General features: G+C 66.1%; 24 protein-coding genes. 8 read left to right on the top strand and 16 right to left on the bottom strand.

Annotation, left to right across the window (positions count from 1 at the left end; all coding sequences use genetic code 11):
* Window positions 1-30: 30 nt before the first annotated feature.
* The 3 genes from moaA to fdhD all read right to left on the bottom strand — a co-directional run bounded on the left by moaA (window position 31) and on the right by fdhD (window position 3423).
* A complete protein-coding gene (gene moaA, locus DIE06_RS23850; RefSeq protein WP_124663471.1) occupies window positions 31-1149 on the bottom strand; it encodes a GTP 3',8-cyclase MoaA in 1119 nt (372 codons plus the stop codon).
* A gap of 190 nt (window positions 1150-1339) precedes the next feature.
* Window positions 1340-2554: a gephyrin-like molybdotransferase Glp gene (glp, locus tag DIE06_RS23840; protein WP_124663469.1), complete on the bottom strand. Its 1215-nt coding sequence runs from the start codon at window positions 2552-2554 to the stop codon at window positions 1340-1342.
* Window positions 2554-3423, bottom strand: coding sequence for a formate dehydrogenase accessory sulfurtransferase FdhD (gene fdhD / locus DIE06_RS23835; RefSeq protein ID WP_124663468.1), 870 nt, complete (start codon window positions 3421-3423; stop codon window positions 2554-2556). Before fdhD ends, glp begins: the two co-directional genes overlap by 1 nt.
* Window positions 3424-3830: 407 nt before the next feature.
* On the opposite strand from fdhD, the gene DIE06_RS23825 reads away from it, so the two are divergent.
* The 3 genes from DIE06_RS23825 to DIE06_RS23815 all read left to right on the top strand — a co-directional run bounded on the left by DIE06_RS23825 (window position 3831) and on the right by DIE06_RS23815 (window position 7335).
* On the top strand, window positions 3831-5231 hold the full coding sequence (locus DIE06_RS23825; RefSeq protein WP_124663467.1) for a cytochrome ubiquinol oxidase subunit I: 1401 nt from the start codon (window positions 3831-3833) through the stop codon (window positions 5229-5231).
* 3 nt (window positions 5232-5234) lie between these two features.
* Window positions 5235-6242, top strand: coding sequence for a cytochrome d ubiquinol oxidase subunit II (gene cydB / locus DIE06_RS23820; RefSeq protein ID WP_124663466.1), 1008 nt, complete (start codon window positions 5235-5237; stop codon window positions 6240-6242).
* Between the two features lie 172 nt (window positions 6243-6414).
* Window positions 6415-7335: a bestrophin family protein gene (locus DIE06_RS23815; RefSeq protein WP_124663465.1), complete on the top strand. Its 921-nt coding sequence runs from the start codon at window positions 6415-6417 to the stop codon at window positions 7333-7335.
* Here the strand turns inward: DIE06_RS23815 and DIE06_RS38420 are convergent.
* Complete coding sequence (locus DIE06_RS38420) at window positions 7328-7591, bottom strand: hypothetical protein (protein WP_185733461.1); 264 nt, start codon at window positions 7589-7591, stop codon at window positions 7328-7330. The genes DIE06_RS23815 and DIE06_RS38420 overlap by 8 nt on opposite strands.
* 323 nt (window positions 7592-7914) lie before the next feature.
* Between DIE06_RS38420 and DIE06_RS23805 the strand changes: the two genes are divergently transcribed.
* The 4 genes from DIE06_RS23805 to DIE06_RS23790 all read left to right on the top strand — a co-directional run bounded on the left by DIE06_RS23805 (window position 7915) and on the right by DIE06_RS23790 (window position 12013).
* Window positions 7915-9306, top strand: a complete 1392-nt coding sequence (locus DIE06_RS23805) for an MFS transporter (RefSeq protein ID WP_124663463.1) — start codon at window positions 7915-7917, stop codon at window positions 9304-9306.
* Between the two features lie 28 nt (window positions 9307-9334).
* On the top strand, window positions 9335-10168 hold the full coding sequence (locus DIE06_RS23800) for a shikimate dehydrogenase (RefSeq protein WP_124663462.1): 834 nt from the start codon (window positions 9335-9337) through the stop codon (window positions 10166-10168).
* 107 nt (window positions 10169-10275) lie between these two features.
* Window positions 10276-11499: an MFS transporter gene (locus DIE06_RS23795; RefSeq protein ID WP_124663461.1), complete on the top strand. Its 1224-nt coding sequence runs from the start codon at window positions 10276-10278 to the stop codon at window positions 11497-11499.
* A gap of 97 nt (window positions 11500-11596) precedes the next feature.
* Window positions 11597-12013 carry a VOC family protein gene (locus DIE06_RS23790; RefSeq protein WP_124663460.1) on the top strand — a complete coding sequence of 139 codons (417 nt, stop codon included), beginning with the start codon at window positions 11597-11599 and terminating at the stop codon, window positions 12011-12013.
* Window positions 12014-12019: 6 nt separating this feature from the next.
* Here DIE06_RS23790 and DIE06_RS23785 read toward each other — a convergent pair whose 3' ends face one another.
* The 7 genes from DIE06_RS23785 to DIE06_RS23755 all read right to left on the bottom strand — a co-directional run bounded on the left by DIE06_RS23785 (window position 12020) and on the right by DIE06_RS23755 (window position 18729).
* Window positions 12020-13012, bottom strand: a complete 993-nt coding sequence (locus DIE06_RS23785; protein ID WP_124663459.1) for a PDR/VanB family oxidoreductase — start codon at window positions 13010-13012, stop codon at window positions 12020-12022.
* A gap of 22 nt (window positions 13013-13034) precedes the next feature.
* Window positions 13035-13757 (bottom strand): class II aldolase and adducin N-terminal domain-containing protein, encoded by a 723-nt coding sequence (locus tag DIE06_RS23780; protein ID WP_124663458.1) that lies wholly within the window; start codon window positions 13755-13757, stop codon window positions 13035-13037.
* Between the two features lie 136 nt (window positions 13758-13893).
* Window positions 13894-14784 (bottom strand): amino acid ABC transporter ATP-binding protein, encoded by an 891-nt coding sequence (locus DIE06_RS23775; RefSeq protein ID WP_124663457.1) that lies wholly within the window; start codon window positions 14782-14784, stop codon window positions 13894-13896.
* A 225-nt stretch (window positions 14785-15009) separates the two neighbouring features.
* Window positions 15010-16194, bottom strand: a complete 1185-nt coding sequence (gene argE / locus DIE06_RS23770; protein WP_124663456.1) for an acetylornithine deacetylase — start codon at window positions 16192-16194, stop codon at window positions 15010-15012.
* The gene (locus DIE06_RS23765) at window positions 16187-16864 is read right to left on the bottom strand and encodes a DUF1028 domain-containing protein (protein WP_124663455.1); all 678 of its coding nucleotides are present in this window, start codon (window positions 16862-16864) and stop codon (window positions 16187-16189) included. The genes argE and DIE06_RS23765 overlap by 8 nt, the downstream gene beginning before the upstream one ends.
* A gap of 1 nt (window position 16865) precedes the next feature.
* On the bottom strand, window positions 16866-17312 hold the full coding sequence (locus DIE06_RS23760; protein ID WP_124663454.1) for a RidA family protein: 447 nt from the start codon (window positions 17310-17312) through the stop codon (window positions 16866-16868).
* A 58-nt stretch (window positions 17313-17370) separates the two neighbouring features.
* Window positions 17371-18729 carry an NAD(P)/FAD-dependent oxidoreductase gene (locus DIE06_RS23755; RefSeq protein WP_124663453.1) on the bottom strand — a complete coding sequence of 453 codons (1359 nt, stop codon included), beginning with the start codon at window positions 18727-18729 and terminating at the stop codon, window positions 17371-17373.
* Here DIE06_RS23755 and DIE06_RS23750 point away from each other — a divergent pair.
* Window positions 18728-18970: a hypothetical protein gene (locus DIE06_RS23750; RefSeq protein WP_124663452.1), complete on the top strand. Its 243-nt coding sequence runs from the start codon at window positions 18728-18730 to the stop codon at window positions 18968-18970. The two genes, DIE06_RS23755 and DIE06_RS23750, sit on opposite strands and share 2 nt — an antisense overlap.
* A 190-nt stretch (window positions 18971-19160) precedes the next feature.
* Here DIE06_RS23750 and DIE06_RS23745 read toward each other — a convergent pair whose 3' ends face one another.
* From DIE06_RS23745 to DIE06_RS23725, 5 genes are all read right to left on the bottom strand, one after another.
* Window positions 19161-19994, bottom strand: a complete 834-nt coding sequence (locus DIE06_RS23745; RefSeq protein WP_124663451.1) for an ABC transporter permease — start codon at window positions 19992-19994, stop codon at window positions 19161-19163.
* Between the two features lie 25 nt (window positions 19995-20019).
* A complete protein-coding gene (locus DIE06_RS23740; protein ID WP_185733460.1) occupies window positions 20020-21282 on the bottom strand; it encodes an ABC transporter permease in 1263 nt (420 codons plus the stop codon).
* A 72-nt stretch (window positions 21283-21354) separates the two neighbouring features.
* Window positions 21355-22419 (bottom strand): extracellular solute-binding protein, encoded by a 1065-nt coding sequence (locus DIE06_RS23735; protein ID WP_124663450.1) that lies wholly within the window; start codon window positions 22417-22419, stop codon window positions 21355-21357.
* 2 nt (window positions 22420-22421) lie between these two features.
* Window positions 22422-23600: an ABC transporter ATP-binding protein gene (locus tag DIE06_RS23730; RefSeq protein ID WP_124663449.1), complete on the bottom strand. Its 1179-nt coding sequence runs from the start codon at window positions 23598-23600 to the stop codon at window positions 22422-22424.
* 49 nt (window positions 23601-23649) lie between these two features.
* Window positions 23650-24798 carry an SRPBCC family protein gene (locus DIE06_RS23725; protein WP_124663448.1) on the bottom strand — a complete coding sequence of 383 codons (1149 nt, stop codon included), beginning with the start codon at window positions 24796-24798 and terminating at the stop codon, window positions 23650-23652.
* Window positions 24799-24816: the final 18 nt, after the last annotated feature.

The raw sequence follows: 24816 nt of genomic DNA, 5'->3' as shown, positions 1-24816 counted from the left end.
AGCGGTGCGCGCCGCTTCGCGCGGCAGCCGTCAGCCGCCGACGAGCGACATGCGCACGGTCGGATAGGTCTTGCCCGACGGCCGGGCCGCGCGCGTGGCCCGCCGCTCGGAATAGCGGTCGTCGCGCCGCGTCCAGCGCGCTCGCACGGCGTCGGCGAGGTGGTCGATCGATGCGCGATCGTCGAGCCACGGCCGCAGGTCGGTACCCTGCGTCGCGAACAGGCACGTATAGAGCTGGCCGTCGGCCGACACGCGGGCGCGCGAGCACGTGCCGCAGAACGGATGCGACACGCTCGCGATGAAGCCGACCTCGCCCGCGCCGTCGATGTGCCGGCAGCGGATCGCGGTGGCGTCGTGTCCCGGTTCACCGACGAGCACGAGCGGATAGCTTGCGTCGATCAACTCGCGCATCCGCGCGGCCGGCACGACCTTGTCGCCGGACCACGCGCTCGCGCCGCCGACGTCCATGTATTCGATGAAGCGCACGGCCACGCCGCTGTGCCGGAAGTGGCGCACGAGCGGCAGGATCTGGTCGTCGTTCGCGCCGCGCTCGATCACCGCGTTGACCTTCACCGGCGCGAGCCCGGCCGCCTGCGCGGCCTCGATGCCGGCCAGCACGCGCGCGACCGGCACGTCGGTGTCGGTCATCCGGCGAAACACGGCATCGTCGATCGCGTCGAGGCTCACGGTCACGCGCGACAGGCCCGCATCGCGCAGCGTGCGTGCCTTCGCGGCGAGCAGCGACCCGTTGGTCGTCAGCGCGATTTCGACGGGCTTGCCGTCGACGGTCGTCAGCGTCGCGAGCCGTTCGATCAGCGCTTCGAGATTGCGGCGCAGCAGCGGCTCGCCGCCGGTGAGGCGGATCTTTTCGACGCCGATCGACACGAACGCGCGCGCGATCTTCTCGAGTTGCGCGAACGACAGCCGCTCGGACGACGGCATGAACGCGTAGTCGGGCCCGAAGCTGTCGCGCGGCATGCAGTAGCCGCAGCGGAAGTTGCACTGGTCGATGACGGACAGCCGCAGATCGCGCAGCGGCCGCGCGAGCGTGTCGAGCGGGCGGGAGAGGGTGCCGGGCGATGCGCCGCCGGATGGGGCGGCGGCCGGCGCGGAAGCGAGGGCATTCACGATCGATTCGTCGGCCTGCATGAAGTGAGCGGAACGGCGTCGCCGATCGGCCGCCTGTGCGCGGATGTGTCGGCGCACGGGTCGTGACGAGCCTCATCGTGAGGATAGTCCGCCGCCTTTTTCCGACAGAGGCACAATCCCGCCCGAAATGCAGGAATACAGTTCGTGATCCTGCATGCGCGAAACGCGGGCAATACGAGCATGCGCCTGCTCACGCGAGCCAGTGCGCGAAATCGTAATACGGCACCGCGTCGCCGCGCGCGATGCGTCGGCCGGCCGGCAGCCGCGCGAGCCCGCTCGCCTGTATGAGCGATTGCAGCGTGCCGGCACCTTGCTGCCGTAGCGTATCGAGGACGGGCGCGCCATTGGCGTCGAGGGTGCGGCGCACGCGCACGAAGCGTTCGCGCTGCGCATCCGGTTCGACGTCGACGTCGATCGGCAGCGACGGTACGGGCGGCAGGCAGTCGTCGCGCCCCTGCAGGCAGCGGATCAGCGGCACGACGAACAGCGCGAACGCGATCGTCGCGGCGCCCGGATTGCCGGGCAGCAGCACCACGGGCCGTTCGTCGAGCCGCGCGAGCGCGACGGGCTTGCCGGGCTTCATCCGCACGCCCGACACCTCGAACGACGCGCCGAGCGCGGTCAGCGCGGGACGCAGCAGGTCCTTGTCGCCGACCGATGCACCGCCGACGCAGACGACCAGATCGCAGCGCGCGGCCATGCCGCGCAGCGCCTCATCGACGGCGGCCGGCGTGTCGGCCGCATGCTCGCTCGCCGCGACGCCGGCACCGGTTCCCGACACCAGCGCGGCGAGCATCGGCGCGTTGCTGTTGAAGATCTGCTGCGGCGCACGCGGCTGGCCGCACGGGACGAGCTCGTCGCCGGTCGTCAGGATGCCGACCCGCAGCGGCGGCCGCACGTCGATGCGCGCGCAACCCTGCGCGGCGGCGACGCCGACGTGCATCGCACCGAGCCGCACGCCGGCCGGCATCAGCAGGTCGCCCGCGCGCACTTCCTCGCCGCGGCGGCGGATATGCGATCCGCTGCGCTGCGGTGCGTCGAACCCGACCCAGCCGTCCTGTTCGTGCGCGTGCTCCTGCATCACGACGGTGTCGGCACCCGGCGGAATCAGGCTGCCGGTGAAGATTCGTGCGGCGGTGCGCGGTGCCAGCGGCGACGGCGCATCGCCCGCGTAGCAGCGTTGCGCGACGCGCAGCGGCTCGCCGTGTTCGAGATCGGCGTGACGGACCGCGTAGCCGTCCATCGCGCTCTGGTCGGCGGGCGGCTGGTCGAGCACGGCGGCGAGCGGCGTGGCGAGCACGTGGCCGGCCGCCTGCGCGACAGGTATGGAGACGGCCGTCCGCGGCGGCGCGAACGTGGCGGCGAACTGCCGTTGAGCGGTGTCGAAATCGGTCAGGGGTTTCATCAGGCGGTGAGCGCATGCGGTTGCGCACGCGTCGGTTCGGGTAACGGGAGCGCGTCGGGCGACACGTATTCGACGAAGCCGTCGTCGCGGCAGAAGCCGAGCAGCCGCGCGCCGGCTTCGCGGGCGACGTCGATCGCGAGCGACGTCGGCGCGGAGATCGTCGCGATCATCGGGATGCCGACGCGCGCCGCCTTGCGCACGAGCTCGTAGCTCGCGCGGCTCGACAGGAACACGAAGCCCGCGCGCAGCTCGACGCGACGCCGCGCGAGCCGGCCGATCAGCTTGTCGAGCGCGTTGTGGCGGCCGACGTCCTCGCAGACTTCCAGCACGGTGCCGTCGCGGTCGCACCACGCGGCCGCATGGATGCCGCCGGTCGCGCGCATCAGCGGCTGCCGCGCCGGCAACGCGCGGGCGGCGCGCGCGACGGCGTCGGCGCCGATGCCGGCCGCCGCGCCCGCGGCCGCGATGCGCGGCGGATGCAGGTCGAGCTGCGCGATGCTTTCGATCCCGCAGACGCCGCAGCCGGTACGGCCGGCCAGCGCGCGCCGGTGCGCCTTCAGCGCCATGAACGCCTGCTGCGACACGGTCAGCCGCACTTCGGCGCTGCCGGGCCGGCATTCGCTCTCGATATCGAAGACGTCCGATGCGCGCTCGACGATGCCCTCGCTCAGCGCGAAGCCGAGGCCGAACGCGTCGAGGTCGATCGGCGTCGCCATCATCACCGTGTGCGCGATGCCGTTGAACACGAGTGCAACCGGCGTTTCGTCGACCACACGATCGACGGTGTCCCGCGCGTCGCCGGCACGCTGACGCGTCACGTGACACGTGCGGGTGCCGGCCGGATCGTCGGGGCGGTCGCTGGGGTCCATGCGGGTTTCTCCAGGGAGATCGGCCGGCGCGGGCGCCGGGCGACGGGAACGGGTTCTGCGGGGGCGGTGCGTGGGGTCGCTCCGGCTCGCCGCGGGCAGGCTACGAGCCGATGGTACGGGCGTTCGGCCGTGCCGCGGATGCACAGCGTCGTAGTGCGGAAAGCAGTACAGCTGAAGGCCTCCGGGTGCCGAAACGGGTTTTCCGTGCACACATCTTCGGCCCCCGGGAAAGCACAGTTTCAGCGCACGTCCGCACGATTGCGAGTATCGTTCGAAACGCGATATCGTCATTCACGCTTCGTTGCCGTGCACTGCGATCCGTCGATGTTTGCACGTGCCGTCGCGAAGCCGTCGCGCGATTTCCCGCTTCGAGCTGACGTCCTCACAACCACGAGCAAATTACGGTCATGGAAATCTTCGATGCGTTCCATCTCGCCCGATTGCAGTTCGCGTTCACGGTGTCGTTCCACATCGTGTTTCCGGCGATCAGCATCGGCATGGCGAGCTTCCTGGCGGTGCTGGAATGGCGCTATCTCGTCACCGGCGACGCCGCCTACAAATCCATGTTCCAGTTCTGGTCGAAGATCTTCGCGATCGGCTTCGGGATGGGCGTCGTCTCCGGCGTCGTGATGGCCTACGAGTTCGGCACGAACTGGGCGGGCTTCTCGCGCGTCGCGGGCAACATCACCGGCCCGCTGCTCACTTACGAAGTCCTGACGGCCTTCTTCCTCGAAGCCGGCTTTCTCGGCGTGATGCTGTTCGGCTGGCAGCGCGTCAGCCCGCGTGCGCATTTCTTCGCGACGCTGATGGTCGCGGTCGGCACGCTGATCTCGACGTTCTGGATCCTCGCGTCGAACAGCTTCATGCAGACGCCGCAGGGCTACCGGATCGAGAACGGCCTCGTCGTGCCGGTCGACTGGTTCAAGATCATCTTCAACCCGTCGTTCCCGTATCGCCTCGTGCACATGACGATCGCGGCGTTCATCGTCGCGGGCTTCATCGTCGCCGCGTGCGGCGCATGGCACCTGCTGAAGGGGCGTCGCGACGAGCCGGTGAAGCGCAGCTTCTCGATGGCGCTGTGGATGCTGCTGCTGCTCGCACCGGTCCAGATCCTCGTCGGCGATGCGCACGGGCTGAACACGCGCGAATATCAGCCGGCGAAGATCGCGGCGATCGAGGGGCTGTGGGAAACCGAGAAGGGCGGCACCGCGCTGAACCTCTTCGGGCTGCCCGACATGCAGGCCGAGACGACGCGCTATGCGATCCAGGTGCCGCACCTCGGCAGCCTGATCCTCACGCACAGCTGGGACGGCGAGATTCGCGGGCTGAAGGAATTCCCGGCGCAGGACCGTCCGTACTCGCCGATCGTGTTCTGGACCTTCCGGATCATGGCCGGCCTCGGGATGCTGATGCTGCTCACCGCGCTGCTCGGCCTGCTGCTGAGAAAGGGCGGACGCCTGTATGAAACGCGCTGGTTCCAGTGGTTCGTCGTGTGCATGGGGCCGTCGGGCATCGTCGCGCTGCTGGCCGGCTGGATCACGACCGAGGTCGGGCGGCAGCCGTGGACCGTGTACGGCGTGCTGCGCACCGTCGATTCGGTCGCGCCGCTCAGCGCGCAGCAGGTCGGCGTGTCGCTGCTGATCTTCGTGGTCGTGTATTTCCTGGTGTTCGGGACGGGTATCTATTACATGTTGAATCTGATGAAGCGCGGGCCGGCTGCCCAGGCCGGGTACATCGAGCTGCACCGGCATCCGGGGCTGCGCAAGAGCGCGCTGTCCACGCCGCTGAACGTCACCGAAGCGGAGTAAGCCATGCAGATCGATCTTCCTGTCGTGTGGGCCGCGATCATCGGCCTCGGCGTGTTCATCTACGTGATGCTGGACGGCTTCGACCTCGGCATCGGCCTGCTGTTTCCGTTCTTCGACGCAAAGGTCGAGCGCGAAGTCATGCTGAATACCGTCGCGCCGGTGTGGGACGGCAACGAGACCTTTCTCGTGCTCGGCGGCGCGGGCCTGTACGGCGCATTCCCGGTCGTCTACTCGACGCTGTTGCCGGCGAACTACCTGCCGCTGATCCTGATGGTGGTCGGGCTGATCTTCCGCGGCGCGGCGTTCGAGTTGCGCGCGAAGGCGAACCGCACGCAACACCTGTGGGACCTCGCATTCATCGGCGGCTCCGCGCTGGCCGCGTTCTGCCAGGGGATCACGCTCGGCTCGCTGCTCCAGGGCATCCGGATCGTGAACAACCAGTTCGCGGGCGGGCCGTTCGACTGGCTGTCGCCGTTCAGCCTGTTCTGCGGGATCGGCGTGCTCGTCACCTATGCGACGCTCGGTTGCGGCTGGCTGATCCTGAAGGTCGACGGCGAGCTGCAGCGCAAGATGCGCGTGCTGATGAAGCCGCTCGCGGGCGTGCTGCTCGCCGTGATGGGCGTGGTCAGCCTGTGGACCGTGGTCGGGCTGCCGGCCGTCGCGCATCGCTGGTTCGGCAGCGGCAACCTCGGCTGGTTCCTGCCGGTGCCGGTGCTCGTCGTCGCGTGCGTGTGGGGCATCTTCCACACGGTGAAGCGCCAGCACGAGGCGACGCCGTTCCTGCTGACGCTCGCGCTCGTGTTCCTCGGCTACACCGGGCTCGTGATCAGCATCTGGCCGAACATCGTGCCGCCGTCGCTGACGATCTGGGATGCGTCGTCGAGCCATTCGAGCCAGCTGTTCGCGCTCGTCGGCACCGTGATCGTGCTGCCGATCATCCTCGTGTACAACGCGATGCAGTACCGCGTGTTCCGCGGCAAGGTGCGCGAGGGCGATGCGGGCTATCACTGATTGGCGCGGCTGGTGACGGGGCGCGGCGTGCGCGGGCGTATCATCACGCGCAAATGCCGTGCATCTCGTCACGCGGCCCGGCATCGATCGGACAGCGGCCCGCCACGCGCGGGCCGTTGCACGTCGGGCGCTTTCGTAGTGCGTATTTCGTTGGCAGTCGAGAATAAACACCATGATCGTCAGACCACGACAGAACTGGCTCAGGATGCTGTTCGTATGGAACGGCTCCGTGCTGCAATCGATCATTCCGCAACTGGTGTTCATGGCGGTCGTCAGCACGCTGGCGGTCTTCACGAACGGGCGCATCTTCGGCGAGAAGATTCCGCTGAACACCGCGCCGTTCACGCTGTTCGGGCTCGCGCTCGCGATCTTCCTGGGGTTTCGCAACAACGCGAGCTTCGAGCGCTTCAAGGAGGCGCGACATCTGTGGGGCAACCTGCTGATCGCCGCACGCACCGTGACGTCGCAACTGCATCGCTATCTGCCGGACGGCGTGAGCGACGCCGAGCGCAACCGGCTCGCCGATCTGCTGATCGCGCTTGCGTACGCGCTGAAGCATCAGCTGCGCCATACCGATCCAACCGAAGACCTGCTGCGGATCCTCGGGGCGGAGCGCACGGCCGCGCTCGGCGGAAAATGCTACAAGCCGGTCGCGATCCTCGACGAACTGCGCGGCGGCATCGCTCGTGCGCTGGGCCGCGCGCCCGGCGGCGACACAACCTGCTGGATGTTCGAGGCGCAACTCGACGAGCTCGGCAAGTCTGTCGGGGGGTGCGAGCGCATCCTGTCGACGCCGATCCCGTTTTCGTACAGCGTGCTGCTCCATCGCACCGTGTATGCGTATTGCGTGCTGCTGCCGTTCGGGCTCGTCGATTCGACCGAGTTCTTCACGCCGTTGATCTGCGTGTTCATTTCCTACACGCTGATCGCGCTCGAGGCAATCGCGAACGAGGTTGCCGAGCCGTTCGGTCTTGCGCCGAACGCGCTCGCGCTCGATGCGATGTCGCGCACGATCGAACGGTCGGTGCTGGAGCTCGGCGATCGGCCGATGCCGGAGGAGTTCGTGCCGGCGTCGACTTATCAGATCACGTGAGCGTGAGCGGCTTGCGCGGCGGCGTGCGTTCCACGGAGGCCACGACATGCGCGTCCAGGGGGCGGGCATTTTTGTCGACGATCGCAGAGCAAAATAATTCGGTCACGCCAGAATCCTCATGGATCGAGGCTCCGGGCGCGCTGGCCGGATTTGCCCCGGTAACGTAGAGAAGCCGACGGCGATTCACCAAAGTGCCGCTCATAGTCCACGCAGAATCGGGCCAATGGGAACGCCAGCGCTTTTCTTCTTCAGACACGACGACCGATCGTGGCGGGTCTATCCGCCTGAGACCGAAAGGCCTGCGATGGCCCCGCGGTTGTGACTTGCACACACTCGGGCGCGTTCACCCACAAATCGTCTCCGCCCACGAGCCGCCCGGGACGCCCCATCACTCCCCGGCGCGGACGCATGCCAGCACCCGGAGAAAAACCCTTGGAACGTTCGATTATCGCACGCATGTGCGCGATGATCGAACGCGAGCGCGCATGTCGCCATTGTGTCACGTCGTTGCGGGGGGCTACTCTGCGATCCATCGGGTGACATCGGTCAGTCGCCCGGCCACATAATCCGGAGACATCGATGAACGCAGACACGGACCACGTGCCTCAAGGCAAGCATCAGTCGAAGAAGGCGGCAGCGAGCGGCTGGATCGGCTCGGCGCTCGAATACTACGACTTCTTCATCTACGCCACCGCGTCTGCGCTGATCTTTCCGCAGATCTTTTTTCCAAAGGGCAATGCGACGACCGCGATCGTCGCCTCGCTCGCGACCTACGGTGTGGGTTATGTCGCGCGGCCGATCGGCGCCTTCGTGCTCGGGCACCTCGGCGATACGCACGGGCGCAAGAAAGTACTGCTCTCGTGCATGTTCCTTATGGGTTTTTCGACGATCGGCGTTGGTCTGCTGCCGACTTACGAACAGGTCGGCCTGCTCGCGCCGGTGCTGCTGGTGATCCTGCGTCTGGTGCAGGGCTTCGCCGTGGCGGGCGAGATCTCCGGCGCCAGCTCGATGATCCTGGAGCATGCGCCCTTCGGCCGGCGCGGCTTCTACTCCAGCTTCACGCTGCAAGGGGTGCAGGCGGGGCAGATCCTGGCGGCAGCCGTATTCCTGCCGCTCGCGCACTACATGCCCGCCGAGCAGTTCAACGTGTGGGGCTGGCGCATTCCCTTCCTGCTGAGCTTCGTGGTCATCATCGCGGGCTGGATCATTCGGCGCAACGTCGACGAGACGCCCGCGTTCACCGAGGAAGGGCAACGGCAGGCACTTCCTCGCTCGCCGGTGGTCGACGCGTTCAAGTACAGCTGGGCGAACATGCTGCGCGTGGTATGCATGGCGCTGATGAACGTGATTCCGGTGGTGGCGACCATCTTCGGCGCGGCATATGCAGTGCAGCCGGCCTACGGCATCGGGTTCGCCAAGGACGTCTATCTGTGGATTCCTGTCGTGGGCAACATCGTCGCGGTGCTGGTGATTCCGTATGTCGGCAATCTGTCCGACAGGATCGGCCGCAAGCCGCCGATCATCATCGGGGCGCTGCTGTCGGGCCTGCTCGCCTTTGCTTATCTGTACGCGATCAGCATCCACAATGTGCCGTTCGCTTTCGTGATGTCGCTGCTGATGTGGGGCGTGGTCTATCAAGGCTACAACGCGGTGTTCCCGAGCTTCTACCCCGAACTGTTCCCGACGCGCTCGCGTGTTTCCGCGATGGCGATCGCGCAGAACGTCGGCACGGCCATCACGGCGATGCTGCCGGCGCTCTTCACGGCCGTCGCGCCGCCGGGAGCCACCAACATCTGGCTCACCGTCGGCGCGCTCGCATTCGGCGTCACGGTGATCTCTGCGCTGGCCGCGCTCAGCGCCCGCGAGACGTATCGAATCCCGATGAGCGAGCTGGGCCAGTCGGATTCGCACGCGGTGGACAAGGCCGAGTACGACCGCCTGCGGGCACTGGCCTTTAGCGCGCGCGCCTGACTGTCGTCCGAACGAGGAAATACCAGTCATGATTTCCGGAAAGACCACCCTCATTGCGCACATCGGCTATCCGACCGAGAGCTTCAAGTCGCCGATGATCTACAACCCGTGGTTCGAGCAGCAAGGCATCGACGCGGTGGTCGTGCCGATGGGCGTCAAAGCGGAAGACTACGTGCAAAGTTTCAAGTCGATCTTCCGCTTCACGAACCTGCGCGGCGCGCTCATCACGATGCCGCACAAAGTGACGACGGTCGGACTCGTCGATGAGGTCACACCTGCCGTGCGCATCGCCGGCGCGTGCAACGCGGTGCTCAGACGTCCCGATGGCACGTTGCTGGGCGACCAGTTCGACGGCGCGGGTTTCGTGCGCGGCGTGTTGCGCAAAGGCCGACGGCTGGAGGGCGCGCGCGTGCTGATGTCGGGCGCGGGCGGTGTCGGTTCGGCGATTGCCGCGTCGCTGGCGGCGGCGGGCGTCCGCGAACTGGCGGTGTACGACGCGCGGCCCGAGTCGGCCGACGGACTCGCGCAGCGGCTGCGCGAGCACTATCCGGCTCTGAAGGTCAGCACCGGCTCGAACGATCCGGACGGCTTCGAGGTCGTGGTGAACGCGACGCCGCTCGGCATGAAGGCGGATGACCCGTTGCCGTTCGATGTTGCGCGCATCGCACCTGGCTGCTTCGTGGGCGAGGTGGTGATGAAATCGGAGTACACGCCGTTCCTGCGTGCAGCACGCCAGAAGGGCTGCGAAGTGCAGGTGGGCACCGACATGCTGTTCGAAATGATTCCGGCCTATCTGGAGTTCTTCGGTTTCGGCAGTGCGACTGCCGAAGAACTGCGACGCACGTCGACCATTGCGTACTGAGTCGCTTTGATACGGTTGTTTCGAATGCTTCGCGTGCCGGCCGCAGTTTTTTGCGACATCGTCGCGATGGTTGGCCGCGTGAAGGATCTGCTTCAGGACATACCTGCATGAGCCGCCGCGGCCCGCTGAGTTTTGCACTACTCCTTCCGTTTCTGCTGGCTGCGCAGCCGGTCGCGACCGACAGTTATCTGCCGGCGCTGCCCGCGATCGCGACGGCACTCGGTTCAGCCAGCACCAGCCTCACGGTGTTCGCGCTCGTATTCGGCATGGGGCAGTTGCCGATGGGTAGCCTGGCCGACCGCTATGGGCGTCGGCCGGTGCTGCTGGCGGGTCTCGCGGGCTACACCATCGCGGCGCTGGCCGGTGCGCTTGCGCCGAGTGCGGCGATGCTGACGGTGGCGCGCGCGTTCCAGGGGCTGGCGATGGCGGCCATTCTCGTGTGCGCGCGCGCGGCAGTGCGCGACCTGTATCCCGCGAGCGAAGGTCCGCATGTGATGGCTCGCGGCCTCACGGGGCTTGGCGCGACGGCACTGACTGCGCCGATCGCCGGCGCCTATATTGCGCAGCATGTCGGCTGGCGCTGGGTGCTCGCTGCCATGAGCCTGTACGCGCTCGTGCTGTGCGTGGCGTGCTGGCGCAGCTTCGAGGAAACCGTGCAGCGCACGGACGGGGCGCAGACGCCGGCGGGCGGCGTCCGCGAGATCTTCGATAGTCCCGAATTCCGCGCGTGGGCGCTGCTGGCTGCCGTCACCTACTGCGGCATGTTCTGCTTTCTGTTGCTTTCGCCGATGGTCTATATCGGTTACCTCGGCCTGTCGCCGGAGCTATATGGCTGGATACCCGCTGGCGGCTCGCTCGTCTACATGCTGAGCACAATGGGTTGCAGGCGTCTGCTACATCGCCACGGCCTGTTGCGAACGGTGCGCCAAGGCGCCATGCTAAGCCTTTCAGGCGCGGTCATTCAGGGGCTCGGCTGCTGGCTGCTCCCCGGCAGCGCGTGGCCGCTGCTGCTGGGCCACGGGGTTTATTGCCTGGGACACGGCATCCACCAGCCTTGCGGACAGGCCGGTGCTGTGGGAGGCCTGCCGCACCTGGCGGGACGTGCGGTGTCGTGGTCCGGCTTCATCATGATGTGCGCCGCTTTCTGCGTGGGACAGACCGCATCGGCTTTCGTTGATCCGCATTATCGGCTTGGTGCGTGGCCCATGGTCGTTCCGATGCTCGTCGCCGGATCGGCGCTGATGGCCATCGCGTTCGCCTGGTTGCCCAGGCTCGCGGATCCCGGCCGGTCGAGTACGCGGTCTGCGGCTGTCCCAGTCAGATCCGAGTAAGCGCGGGCCGACATGTATCTTTGACTTCGCGCTGCCAGCGGCCGGTCGGAGCCCGCGTGTTTGTGTAGACTCGTGGTCGTTCAATGGAGCCGAACTCATGCAACTTCTCGACCACGTGTCCATCGGCGTGCCTGATATCGACCAGGCGCGCCCGTTCTACGATGCCGTGATGGCGGCGCTGGGCGCGGCGAAGGTCTACGACCGGCCGGCCGCGCTCGGCTACGGCGAACGCTGCAATGCGAACGACACCGCATCGACGTTTCTGGCGGTCTATCTGGATCCTGCCGAAGTCGGCGCGAGCAAGCGGCATTGGTGCTTCAAGGCCGCTTCGCGCGAGCAGGTGCATGCCTTTTTCGATGCGGGCCTGGCCGCGGGCGGCCAGTCTGACGGCGAGCCGGGGTTGAGACCGCACTACCACGAACACTACTACGCTGCCTTTCTGATCGACCCTGCCGGCAACCGGATCGAGGCCGTGTGCAACGCGGCGGCGGCGCCGGAGCGCGAGCGGGGTTGACTGCTTTCAGACGTCGAGCACGAGAAGCGGGGAGCTGGAGCGCGATACGCAGCAGCAGATCAGCCTGTTGCTGGCGCGCTCGGATCGGTCGAGGCATTGATCACGATGTGCGGGCGTGCCTTCGACTACGTCGACGATACAGGTGCCGCAGATTCCCTCGGTGCAGACGGTATCGATGACGATGCCGATGCGGGCGAGCGCATCGACGATCGACACGCCTTTGTCCACACGCACCACCTGACCGGTACGCGCAACCTGGACATCGAACGTATCGGGCGCGCCGGACGAGTCGGCGGCTTCGTTCGTTGCGGGCACGGCGTCCGGCTTCGCAGCAAAGCGTTCCAGATGTACGCGGCCGGCGCCGAGCCGGGCTTCGCCGATCGCGACGACACGGTCCATGAACGGCGAGGGCCCGCAGGTGTAGAGGTGGGCGCCCTCGGCTGCGCTTCGGATGCAGCGTTCGAGTTCAGCGTCCAGTTCATGGGTGTCGACGCCGAAGTGAAACTCGACATGTGCCGCGAACGGCGGACTCGACAGCAACGGCAGAAACGCAGCATGGGCTGCATCGCGGGCGAACAGATGCAGCGTGAACGGCGCGCGTTCTCGTGACAGATGCCAGGCCATCGACATCAGCGGCGTGATGCCGATGCCTGCGCCGATCAAAAGGTGCTCACGTGCGTCGTCACGGAGTTTGAACAGGTTGCGCGGACGGCCGATCTTCAGGCCGGACCCAACCGCGACGTCCTCGTGCAACGAGCGCGAGCCACCGCGCGACGCCGTTTCGCGCTTGACGGCGAACCACAGTGCGTCGCGCCGCGCGGGATCGCCGCATAGCGAGTATTGGCGAATGACGCCGCTCGGCGCATACACGTCGATATGGGCACCAGGCTGATGCGGATCGAACGCCTCGCCGTCAGCCCGCACGATCCGGAACGAGCGGATGCCGGGGGCTTCGTCGCGGATTTCTTCGACACGAACTTGCAGTGTTCCGGAAAGCATGATGACCTCGTGATGCACGTGCTCAATCGCGATACGACGGTTCCTCGACGTCCAGGATGCGCTTCATTTCTTCGAAATGCGCGATCGAGAAGTCACGGAAGCCTTCCCAGTCACGCGCGGTCTTCTCGGCCACTTCGTCGGACAGCACATTGATCGGCCTGCCGGTCGCGTACGCGCTGACGAGGATCCGGCAGGCGCGCTCGAGCGTGTACATGTCGTCGAACGCCTCGCCGACGGTCGGCGCGGTCACCAGTACGCCGTGATTGCCCATCAGCAGACGCGACTTGTCCTTGAGCAGCGACACGAGGCGGGCGCCTTCGTCTTCGGTATCCGCCATTCCGGAGAACGCGGTGTCCAGTGCGACACGATTGAAATAGCGGGCCGTGTTCTGTTCGATGGGCAGGATGGTCGGATCGGACAATGTCGAGATCGCGGTGACATGGACGGGGTGCAGGTGCATGGCGACGCGCACATGCGGCAGTTGCTGGTGCAGCTGACCATGGATCGCCCACGCGGTCGGATCGATGCGGCCGTTTTCGAGGCCCGAGCGATCGTCGGCCTCCAGCAGAACCAGGTCGCTCGCGCGGATCCGCGAGAAGTGCATCCATTTTGGGTTCATCAGGAAGCGACGGCCGTCGTCGGAAACGGCGACGCTGAAGTGGTTCGCGACCGCTTCATGCATGCCGAGGCGGGCGAAGCAGCGGAAGGCGGCGGCGAGATCGGTGCGAAGCTGGGTTTCGTTCATGTCGAAGTGCGTGAGCGCAAGCGTGAGAAAAAAGGGGGCGCCGGCCGCAGGTTCATGGCTGGAGCCAGGGAATTGTCGAAAGGGGTCAATCAGTCGGGCGGCGCAGCGCCGGCCACGCGTCGATGCATCGATCCGCTTACTGCCTCAGGACGGCCGGGCCGTCCGCGTCGGCCGTTGCGTCGTCCGATTTCCAGAACGCGTTGCGGTCGCGATAGTTCTGCAGGAACTGCTGCAGCCGGGGGTTCGTGGAGCGGCGGAACACCTCGCCCGGTGCGCCGCTCACTGCGATCCGGCCATGGTCGAGAAACACGACGCGATCGGCCATCTGCGCGGCGAAGCCCATCTCGTGCGTGACGACGACCATCGTCATCCCGTCGCGTGCGAGCTGCTTCATGACCTGCAGCACTTCGCCGACGAGCTCCGGGTCCAGTGCGGAGGTTGGCTCGTCGAACAGCATCAGGTTCGGCTCCATCGCCAACGCGCGGGCGATCGCCACGCGCTGCTGCTGGCCACCGGACAGTTTCGACGGATGGGCATCCGCCTTGTGGGACATGCCGACCATTTCGAGCATGCGGCCACCGATGGCGTCCGCATCGGCACCGGGCATGCGGCGCACGCGCCGCAGCGCTTCGGTCACGTTGCCGAGCACGCTCATGTGCGGCCACAGATTGAACTGCTGAAACACCATGCCGATGTTGCGGCGCACGCGGTTGATCTCGGCGCTCGACGCACGCACGCGCGCGCCGTTGCGTTCGACATAGCCGAGCATCTCGCCGCCGATCCGTATTTCACCGTGATCGCAGGTTTCGAGGGCGGCCATGCAGCGCAGCAGCGTGCTCTTGCCCGATCCGGACGGACCAATCAGGCAGACCACTTCGGATTTCTCGATCGACACGTCGATTCCGCGCAGCACATCGGTTTCGCCAAAACGTTTGTGCAAACCCTTGACTTCGACGAGCGGCGTGGCGGACGCCGCGGCGAGCGTTGCGGCAGGTACGGTTGCGGGGATGGCGCTGACTGCGTTCATGATTGCCTCGATCGGTTCTGGTCACCGCGCCGTATTCACTCGTGTCAGGCGAAGGACGCAATGCAAGTTCGATGAGCCGACTTTACGTGGTCAATATTGATTGGGGAAAAACACTTTTCGAATGTCATTCGCACGTTTTTCCTATGCAGCATCGCGTGCCCGCAGGCCGTATCGCGCGACCCTGCGTGGTGCCCTGGCCGCCACGTGCGCTCGACGGAATCGGGATCAGTCGGTCGCGCGATCAGTCTCTTCGACCGTGGCGAGATGATCCGCCAGCCGCCGCAGCATCGCATCGCAACCCTGCAGCTGCTCGACGCTCACGAACTCGTCCGGCTTGTGCCCCTGGTCCATGCTGCCCGGCCCGCACACCACGGTCGGGATGCCGGCCTGCTCGAACAGTCCGCCTTCCGTGCCGAACGCAACGGTGCCGAACGCGCTCGATCCGCTGAGTATCGACAGCAGCCGTGCGGCGTCGCCATCGTCCGGTGTCGAGAGGCCCGGGTAGGCGGACAGCGGCTGCATCCGGATATCGCAATCCGCGTGAACCGCGCGCATCTTCGGCGTCAGTTGTTGCTCCGCATAGGCCCGCAATTCGCCGGTCACTTCATCGGCGTCGAAGCCGGGCAGCGTGCGGACCTCGAAATCGAATTCGCATGCGTCGGGAACGATGTTCAATGCCTTGCCGCCGCGGATCAGCCCGGTCTGGACAGTCGAGAACGGCGGATCGAAGCGCGCGTCGTGATGCTCCGGTTGCGCGAGGCGCTCGCCGATTTCCTCCAGCCGGTTGACCAGACGCGAAGCATACTGAATCGCATTGATGCCGTAGGGCGCATACGCGGAATGGCACGCTGCGCCTTTGACGTGGCAGCGCATCGCCAGTTTGCCCTTGTGGCCGAGAACCGGCTTCAATTCGGTCGGCTCGCCGATCACGCACAGCACCGGCCTGTGCGGGCGCTTCGCGAGTTCGGCCAGCATCGGCCGCACGCCGAGACAGCCGATCTCCTCGTCGTACGAGAACGCGAGATGGATCGGCAACGACAACCGGCGCTCGACGAACATCGGTACCGCGGCCAGCACCGACGCAAGAAAACCCTTCATGTCCGCGGTGCCGCGGCCATACAGCCGGCCGTCGCGTTCGCTCATCCGAAACGGCTCGACGGTCCATGCCTGGCCGTCGGCGGGCACCACGTCCGTATGACCCGAAAGCAGGATGCCGCCGCGGTCGCGCGGTCCGATCGTGGCGAACAGGTTCGCCTTGCTGCGCTCGTCGTTGTAGAACAGTTCGCTGTCTATGCCGTAGACCGCCAGATAGTCGCGGATGAACGCGATCATCGCGAGGTTCGAGTGCCGGCTGACCGTGTCGAAGCCGATCAGTTCGGCGAGCAGCGTGCGGCTGGCCGGATCACTCATCGCCGGGCACTCCGTATCGCGGCGCGGCCGTCGGATCGAGCGCGCGCGTCACGTAGTCCTGCATCTGCGGACGGTATGCATGCCACAGCGCGGCGAGCGCCGCGATCGGTGCGTCGTCGGTCCAGTCGACCCGCAGGTCGACGAGCGGCCACACCTGCGTATCGACGACCTTCAACGCGGCCGAATGCACCGGGCCGGCCTCTCCGCCTGCGTCGATCGCGGCTTGCATCGCCGCGAGCAGACGGTCGGCGAGCAGGCCCGGCGTCTGCTCGAACGCGGGCACCATCGCGGAGATCACGTCCCGACTGGCGAGCATGTTGCCCGCGGCGACGCACTGTATGCCCGCCACCGCATGATGCAGGCCGAGCGCCTGCGCGCCGGTCTGGAATGCCGTGCGGCCCCGTGCATCGACGACCGTGACCTGCCGGTAGTCGCGCCAGCGATCGGTGGCGAGCGCGGCTTCGAGCGCCTGCGCGGGATCGGCCGCGCCGTCGCCGAGCAGGTCGAGCACCTGCGGGCCGAGCGACGGCAGCGTGACGTTCTGCGTCGCCACGGCGCCTGCGCCGGTGCGAACCCACGGGCAGCGCGCACCCACTGCAATGCTCGACGAGCTGATCGCGATGCCGAGTTGTCCGGTTTCGGCACACCGTCCGACGATCGAGAATGTCATGTCACGCTCCGGCAGCGGGGGTCGGCTGCCAATTGTCGGGAATCACGGCGATCACGTCGATTTCCATCAGCCACTCCGGCTGACCGAGCGCGCTGACCACGAGGCCGGTCGAGATCGGATAGACGCCCTTGAGCCACTTGCCGACGACCTGATAGACCGGCTCGCGATAACGCGGATCGATCAGATACGTGGTGGTCTTGACGATGTGCGAGAGGTCGCTGCCGGCTTCCTCCAGCAGTTGCTTGACGTTTTTCATTGCCTGTTCGGCCTGCGCGCGCGGATCACCCAGGCCGACCAGATTGCCGTCGAAGTCGGTGCCGATCTGGCCGCGCACATAGACCGTGTTGCCGGCCCGGACAGCCTGGCACAGATCGTTGTCGAGCGCCTGGTTCGGATAGGTGTCTTTCGTGTTGAACATCCGGATACGGGTGTGGGTCGGCTGGCTCATCGTCATGAATTCCTGAAGGAGGGTTCGGCAGACAGTGTGGTGCGAATCGGTCTTGTGCTCAGTGCGCGGCGGCGCGGGTCGGCATCGGGCTCGTGCCTGCGGGCTCGGCAACATGATCGTCGGCTTGCGGCGCGGCCGCGGCCGGGAGGCTTCGTTGCGCGGCGGCCTCGTGATAGTGCTGGTAGCTGCGCTGCGTCGCGATATGTCCGGCCACATGTTTCGCGTCGTGCCAGACGCCCCAGATAAACGCGGAGCCTCGCCGCGACAGCCACGGCAGGCCGAGGAAATAGATGCCGGGCTCGCTTGCGACGCCGCGCTGATGTTTCGGATTGCCGTTCTCGTCGAAGGCGTCGACCTGCAGCCAGCCGAAGTCGTTCGCGTAGCCGGTCGCCCAGATGATCGACGTGACGCCTGCCGCGGCGAGGTCGAGTTGCTCGAGCGGTTCGGTGACGCATGGCGGATCGGCGGGAATGCGGCGGGCTTCGGGCTCCTCCGGCAGGTCGAGGCCGTTGCTGGCGGCGTACGCGTCGGCGGCGTCCAGCAGCGACAGATAGTTTTCGTCGCCGGCCGCGATGTTGGCCGCGAGATCGGCTTCGAACGTGACGATGCCTTGATCGAAAGCCCTGGTCACGCCGACCAGCATCACACCGTCGTGCGCGAGACGGCGGAAGTCGACCGTGTGACCGCCGTCCGCGCCGCTCACGGCGATTGTCACGTGTGACCGGCCGGGGCGCATCGTTTCCATGTCCCACAGACCCAGTACGCCGAGCCACCAGCAGAAATCGCGACCGCGATACGCGCGCGGCGGACGATCGTGAGGACCGACGGACAGATAAACCTGACGGCCCGAGCGTTGCAGTTCGGCCGCGATCTGGACGCCCGACGAACCCGCGCCGACGACGAGCACGTTGCCAGCGGGCAGTTGCGCCGGATTGCGGTAGTCGGCGGAGTGAATCTGCGTCAGGCGCGCGTCGGTGGGCGCGATGGCCGGAATGACCGGACATTGGAACGGGCCGGTCGCGACCACGACGCGGTTCGCGTGGAAGGTGCCGTCCGTTGTCTCGACGACGAAGCCCTGACGGCCGCTATCGCGGACCACACGCTTGACTTCGACGCCGGTGCGGATCGGCGCGTGGATCATGCGCGCGTAGTCGACGAAGTAATGGGCCACCTGATCCTTCGTTGCGAAACCGTCCGCATCGACACCGTCGATATTCATGTTGGGGAAGCGGTCGTGCCATGCCGGGCCGTTCGCCACCAGCGAATCCCAGCGCCCGGTGCGCCAGCGCTCCGCGATGCGATCGCGTTCCAGCACGAGATGCGGCACGCCAAGCGCACCGAGATGTTCGCTCATCGCGATACCGGCTTGTCCGGCGCCGACCACCAGCGTATCGATTGATGTGACTTCGACGGTCATGTTGGTTGTTCCTGGTGCGTATCGATCGGGTTGTTTATGGACTGATCAGTCCGTCTTCGCCGCAATTCGCCGCAATGCTCACGATACGGTTGCGCGAGGCGCGATGTTCGAGCACGGCAGCCGCAACGCGTCGGGAGTCCGAAGCGATGCGATTCGTGTGGCCGCGTTTCCTGCGAATTGCGTTGTGTCGAAGAAAATCTACGCCGGTGCACTGAATCTGAAAAATATATTTAAAAAATGAATTGCATCTGGTTTGCCTATGCAGATGCGAGTCGTACGGACCGGCAATGAAGTGAGCGCAATCGGGCGGCCGCGGCAAGAACGCCGGGGCCGCCATCGAATCAGGGAAAAGAAAGGACGAGGACGCGACGAAACGCACGACACCGGCGGCATTGGCTCAGGCTGACTTCCCCCTGCGCGGCGGACGACGGCTATGCCGCTTCGCGCGCGGCGCTCGCGGTCTGCGCGCGGCCACGCAGCCAGTTGATGCTGGTGAACAGCAAGATCGCGAACACGATCAGCACGGTGGCGACGGCGAGGATCGACGGATCGATCTGGTCGCGAATGCCGCTCCACATTTGCCGGGGCACGGTGCGTTGATCGGGACCGCCGATGAAGAGGATCACGATCACTTCGTCGAACGAGGTCGCGAATGCGAACACGCCGCCGGTGGCAACCGCCGGCAGGATCAGCGGCAGCGTCACGCGGCGAAAGCTCGTCCACGGCGCGGCACCGAGACTGGCGGCGGCGCGCAGCAGGCTTTGGTCGAACGACAGCAACGACGCGGTCACGGTAATCACGACAAAAGGCGTGCCCAGTGCCGCATGCGCGAGGATCACACCCGGGTAGGAGTTGACGAGCCCGAGTGGCGCGAAGATGAGGTAGAAGCCGGCCGCGACCACGACGATCGGTATGATCATGGGAGAAATCAGGATCGGCATGATCAGCGAGCGGAACGGAAAGGTGTCGCGCGCGAGACCGATTGCGGCGAGCGTGCCGAGGCTCGTTGCAATCGCGGTCGACGCCGCGCCGATTGCAAGGCTGTTCAGAAACGCCCGCTGCCAGTCCGGGCTTCCCAATGCCTGCGCGTACCAGCGCAGCGAGAAGCCTTCCATCGGGTATGAAAAATACGAACCCGAATTGAACGACAGCGGAATGATCACGAGGATCGGCGCTACCAGAAAGAACAGCACGATCGCGCAGTGGATGCGCACGCCGGCAGTGGCAATGCGTGTCGACGGCAGGCTGTTGGGGTTCACGGACACGATGCGGCTCCAGTGACGTCGTGCGTCAGCCGAACCGGAGCCGGTCGATGCCGACGAGCCGGTTGAAAATGAAATAAAACACGGCGGTGAAGATCACGAGATACGCGGACAGCGCACCGGCCAGCCCCCAGTTGAGCAGATCGTTGGTTTGCGACGCGATCAGCTGGCTGATCATCTCGTCGCCCGCGCCGCCGAGCAGGGTCGGCGTAATGTAGTAGCCAAGCGCCAGCACGAACACGAGAAAGCATCCGGCACCGATGCCCGGCAGCGTTTGAGGTACGTACACGCGAACGAATGCGACGGCCGGGTGAGCACCGAGCGATTGCGCGGCGCGCATGTAGATCGGCGGCACGCTTTTCATCACCGAGTAAATCGCGAGAATCATGTAGGGCAGCAGCACGTGCGTCATGCCGATCAGCACACCGGCGCGGTTGAAGATCAACGGCAGCGGATGATCGGCGACGTGCAGCCCGAGCAGTACGCGGTTGACCACACCGCCCGGTTGCAGCAGTACGTACCATGCGGTCGTGCGGACCAGCAGCGAGGTCCAGAACGGCACGATCACGAACAGCATCAGCACGTTGCCCTGCCTGGCCGGCAGGTTGGCGAGCAGCCACGATACCGGGTAGGCGAGCAGCAGGCACAGCAGCGTGACCGTGGCGCTGATCGACACCGTGCGCATGAACGCGGCGCGGTAGACCGCGCTGTTCGCGGGCACCGAATGAACGGCGCCATCGGGCGACACCTGCGCGTCGAGTCCGTTCAGCAGATAGTCCGGCGTCCATGACGCCGCCGCGCGTTTCAGCAGGCGCCAGGTTTCGGGCCGGTTCCAGCGATCGTCGGCGGCGAGCAGGACGGGCTTCCATGCCGTGACCGCGTCCTGGGCGCGCACCGTGCGTGCCGACTTCAGCAGCAGCGTGCGGAACTCGGGCTGATAGAAATTCATCCGGCGCGCCACGTCGCCGAGCGTGCCGGCTTCGCCGGCGCTTTTCAGTGCGCCGGCGAGGGATGCGAACACGCGCTCGTCCGGCACGCCCTGGCCGTTCCAGTGTCGCAGCGTCTGCGCGAACGCCGGCATCGCGCCGGACAGTTCCGGATTGCGCACGCCGCGGGCAAGCAGCGACGCAATCGGCGCGATGAACGTTGCGAGCAGGAACACGAGCAAGGGCAGCGTCAGCAGCAGCGCGCGTACCGCCGCCTTGCGCCGTGCGTGCCGGTATTTGGCGGCGTGCCCGGTGGCGAGCGTGGGGCCTGCCGCCGTCATCGGAAACGTTGACGAGTTGTTCATCGGAACTCCGGAGCGACGCACCCCGAGCAGGGCGCGCCGCGTCACACCACTACGACGTCATGGAGAGGCGCATCACTGGCCGAGCCAGGTCTGGAAGCGCTTGGACAGCGCATCGCCGCTGTCGGCCCAGAAATTCGCATCGATCTGGATCGGCCGCTTGAAGTTGGCCGGCGCGGTCGGCAGGTCGGCAAGGCGCGCCTTGTCGATCAGCGGCAGCGATGCCTTGCGCGGCGGCGCGTAAGCGATGTACTTCGACAGATCCGCGTATGCCTGCGGCTGCGCCGATGCGGCGATGAACTGCTTCGCGGCCGCGGCGTGCTTCGCACCCTTCGGCACACCCCACCATTCATAGTCGTAGACCTGCGCGTCCCAGACGATCTTGAACGGCTTCTTGTCCTGGTGAACGGCGCTGTCGATGCGGCCGTTGTATGCCTGCACCATCGTCACCGCGCCGTCCGCGAGCAGCTGCGGGGCTTGCGCACCGGCTTCCCACCAGACGATGTTCGACTTGATCGTGTCGAGCTTCGCAAATGCACGATCGACGCCGGCCGGGGTCGCGAGCACCTTGTAGACGTCGGCCGGAGCCACGCCGTCAGCGACCAGTGCCCATTCGAGCGTGACCTTCGGCGACTTTCGCAGGCCGCGCTTGCCCGGGAATTTCTTCAGGTCGAAGAAATCCGCGATGTGGGTCGGCGCGGTCTTCAGCTTCGACGCGTCGTATGCGTAGACGGTCGACCAGACCATCGCGGCCACCGAGCATTCGCGCAGCGCTCCCGGCAGGAAATCCGACGTGTTGCCGATGGTCTTGTTGTCCAGCTTGTCGAGCAGACCTTCGTCGCAGGCGTTGATCGCGTCGTTGGTTTCCATGTCGATCAGGTCCCACGTCGCGTTCTTCGCCTGTTCCATCGCCTGCAGCTTGGCCAGGCCGCCGTCGTACGACTCGGTCTGGAACTGGGTGCCCGTCTTCGCGGTGAACGGCTCGAACCACGCGTGGCGCGCGGCCGTTTCATAGGCGCCGCCGAACGTGACGACGGACAGCGTATCCGCGGCGTGGGCGGCAGGCAGCGCGGAGAATGCGCAGAGCCCGACGGCAGCCGCGATCGCGCGGCGCAGGGAGGTGTAGCGAGGGTTTTTCATGATCAGGCTCCAGAGGCGATGGGCACGGCAACAGGCGGGATGGGGAAGCGAACGGCGGAGCTGGCCACGCGGGCGACGGCGGACGGCGACAGCACCTTGCAGTCGTCCTCGCGCCATACGATCGTCGCGGCCGCGCCGATCGGCGGCAGCGCGACGAGGCGCGTGTTGGAGACCTTGACGACCATCGTGTCGCCGCTGCCGAGTTGCAACTGCACGCGATGATGATCGCCGCAATACACGATGTCGCGCACGGTCGCGGCGAGTGCGTTCGATCCCGCCGGCACGTGCGCGGCTTCGGCCGCGCCGAGTACCTGCGCGCGCTCGGGGCGCAGCGCGAGCGTGGCATCGTCGCCGGCCTCGACCTGGTTGCCGCGGCGACCGCGGATCGCGGTGCCGTCACGCAGCTGAAGCACGGCCCATTCGCCCTCGAGCGCGCTGACGCGCCCGGCGAGACCGTTGTTCTCGCCGACGAAGTTCGCGACGAACGCGTTCTGCGCGTTCTCGTACAGCTCGGTCGGCGTCGCGGCCTGCTGGATGCGTCCGTCAGAGAACACGGCGACGCGATTCGACATGGTCAGCGCTTCGTTTTGATCGTGCGTCACATAGACGATCGTGAGCGACAGATCGCGATGCAGCCGCATGATTTCGTATTGCATCGTTTCGCGGAGCCGTTTGTCGAGCGCGCCGAGCGGCTCGTCCATCAGTACCACGCGCGGCTCGAATACCAGTGCGCGGGCCAGCGCGACACGCTGCTGCTGGCCGCCCGACAACTGGGCGGGGCGCCGCGATGCGAGATGCGACAGCTCCACCATGTCGAGCGCGCGCTGCACGCGCTGCTTGCGGTCTTCGCGAGCGGTCTTGCGCACCGAGAGCGGAAACGCGACGTTCTCGGCGATCGTCAGGTGCGGGAACAGCGCGTAGTTCTGGAACACCATGCCGATGTCGCGCTGGTGCGGCGGCTTGTCGTCGAGACGTTGGCCGTCGAGCAGGATGGTGCCGTCGGTCGGGGTCTCGAAACCGGCGAGCATCATCAGCGTGGTGGTCTTGCCGGACCCGGACGGCCCCAGCAGCGAGACGAATTCACCCCGGGCGATGTCGAGATCGAGACCGTCGACAACCGCATGCCGGCCGTCGTAGGATTTGCTGACGCCGACGAACGAAATGTAGGGTTGACTGGTCATCGTGGGCTTCAATGAGGTGACGTGGGCGGCGCGTCGTTGGCGTGCGCCTTCAAATTGCGACGTGCGACGCCAGATAGCGCGCGAAGTCGTAGTTCGGCCGTTCCAGATGACTCAGGTGACCGGGCTTCGCAAGCGGCGCATGCACGCCGCGGAACACCGCCTCGACGCCGCGCCGGTCTTCGAGATTGACTTCGTCGAGAAGCTTCTTCAGCGTCGCCATGTATTCGGCGGCCTTCGGGTCGTCGATGAATTCCGGCGACAGGCCGCCGCCGAAGCGGATATGCACGCGATCCACACCCAGCGGCTGAAGTACCAGATACCAGAAATAGCCCGGCGTCAGCGTGACGAGATGGGTCGGGTAGATCGCGAGGAGCGCCGTCGTCTTGCGCCAATGGCCTTGCAGGCGCGTGTTGTTCGGATGCGCATTGCCGATCGGCAGCGACGCCTCTTTCGTGATCCAGTGATAGTTGAATGCGGGAAGTCCGGGCGGGCACTCCATCTCGTCGAGCTTCGAATGCGGGCCTACCGTCGCGCGATGCAGCATCGGCAGGTGATAGCTCTCCATGAAGTTTTCCGCGAGGATCTTCCAGTTGGTGTTCCACACGTGTTCTTCATGGAAGGTCTCGACATACGACGCCATGTCGTAACTGGCAATCAATTCGTCGAGTTCCTTCAGTCGGGCGGCAACGGGTGACGCGTCCTGATTGAGCGTGACGTAGACCCAGCCCTGCCAGATCTCGCAGCGAACCTGCGGAAGCTTGTAGCTGTCCTTACAGAATCCGTCCTGCCTGTCCATCATCGGTGCGACACGCAGGTCGCCGTCCAGCGAGTAATTCCACGCGTGATAGGGGCAGACGATCCGGCGCACATTGCCCCGGCCTTCGAGCAGAGTGGACATGCGGTGCAGGCAGACGTTCGACATTGCACTCAGTGTGCCGTCGTCGCGGCGGATCACGATGATCGGCTGGCCGGCGATCTCCGCTGTCAGGTAGTCGCCCGGATTCGGGAGCGCGCTCGCGCGACCCATGCACAGCCATTCGTTGCGAAAGAGGGTTTGCTGTTCCCGCTCCAGAAACTCGGGCGATGTGTAGACTCCCGGCGGCATCGCGCGGGCATCGCTGAAGTCACGTTCGCAGTTGGCTTTCAGGTCGCGGACGATCACGTCGATAGACGGCGTTGCCGTAGGGATGGAACTCATCGTGCCTCCGGGGAACAT

The sequence above is a fragment of the Burkholderia sp. Bp8998 genome, assembly GCF_003854235.1.
Classification (GTDB): Bacteria; Pseudomonadota; Gammaproteobacteria; order Burkholderiales; family Burkholderiaceae; genus Burkholderia.
The sequence above is the reverse complement of the archived record's forward strand: the minus strand, read 5'-3'. Positions and strand labels throughout refer to the sequence as shown.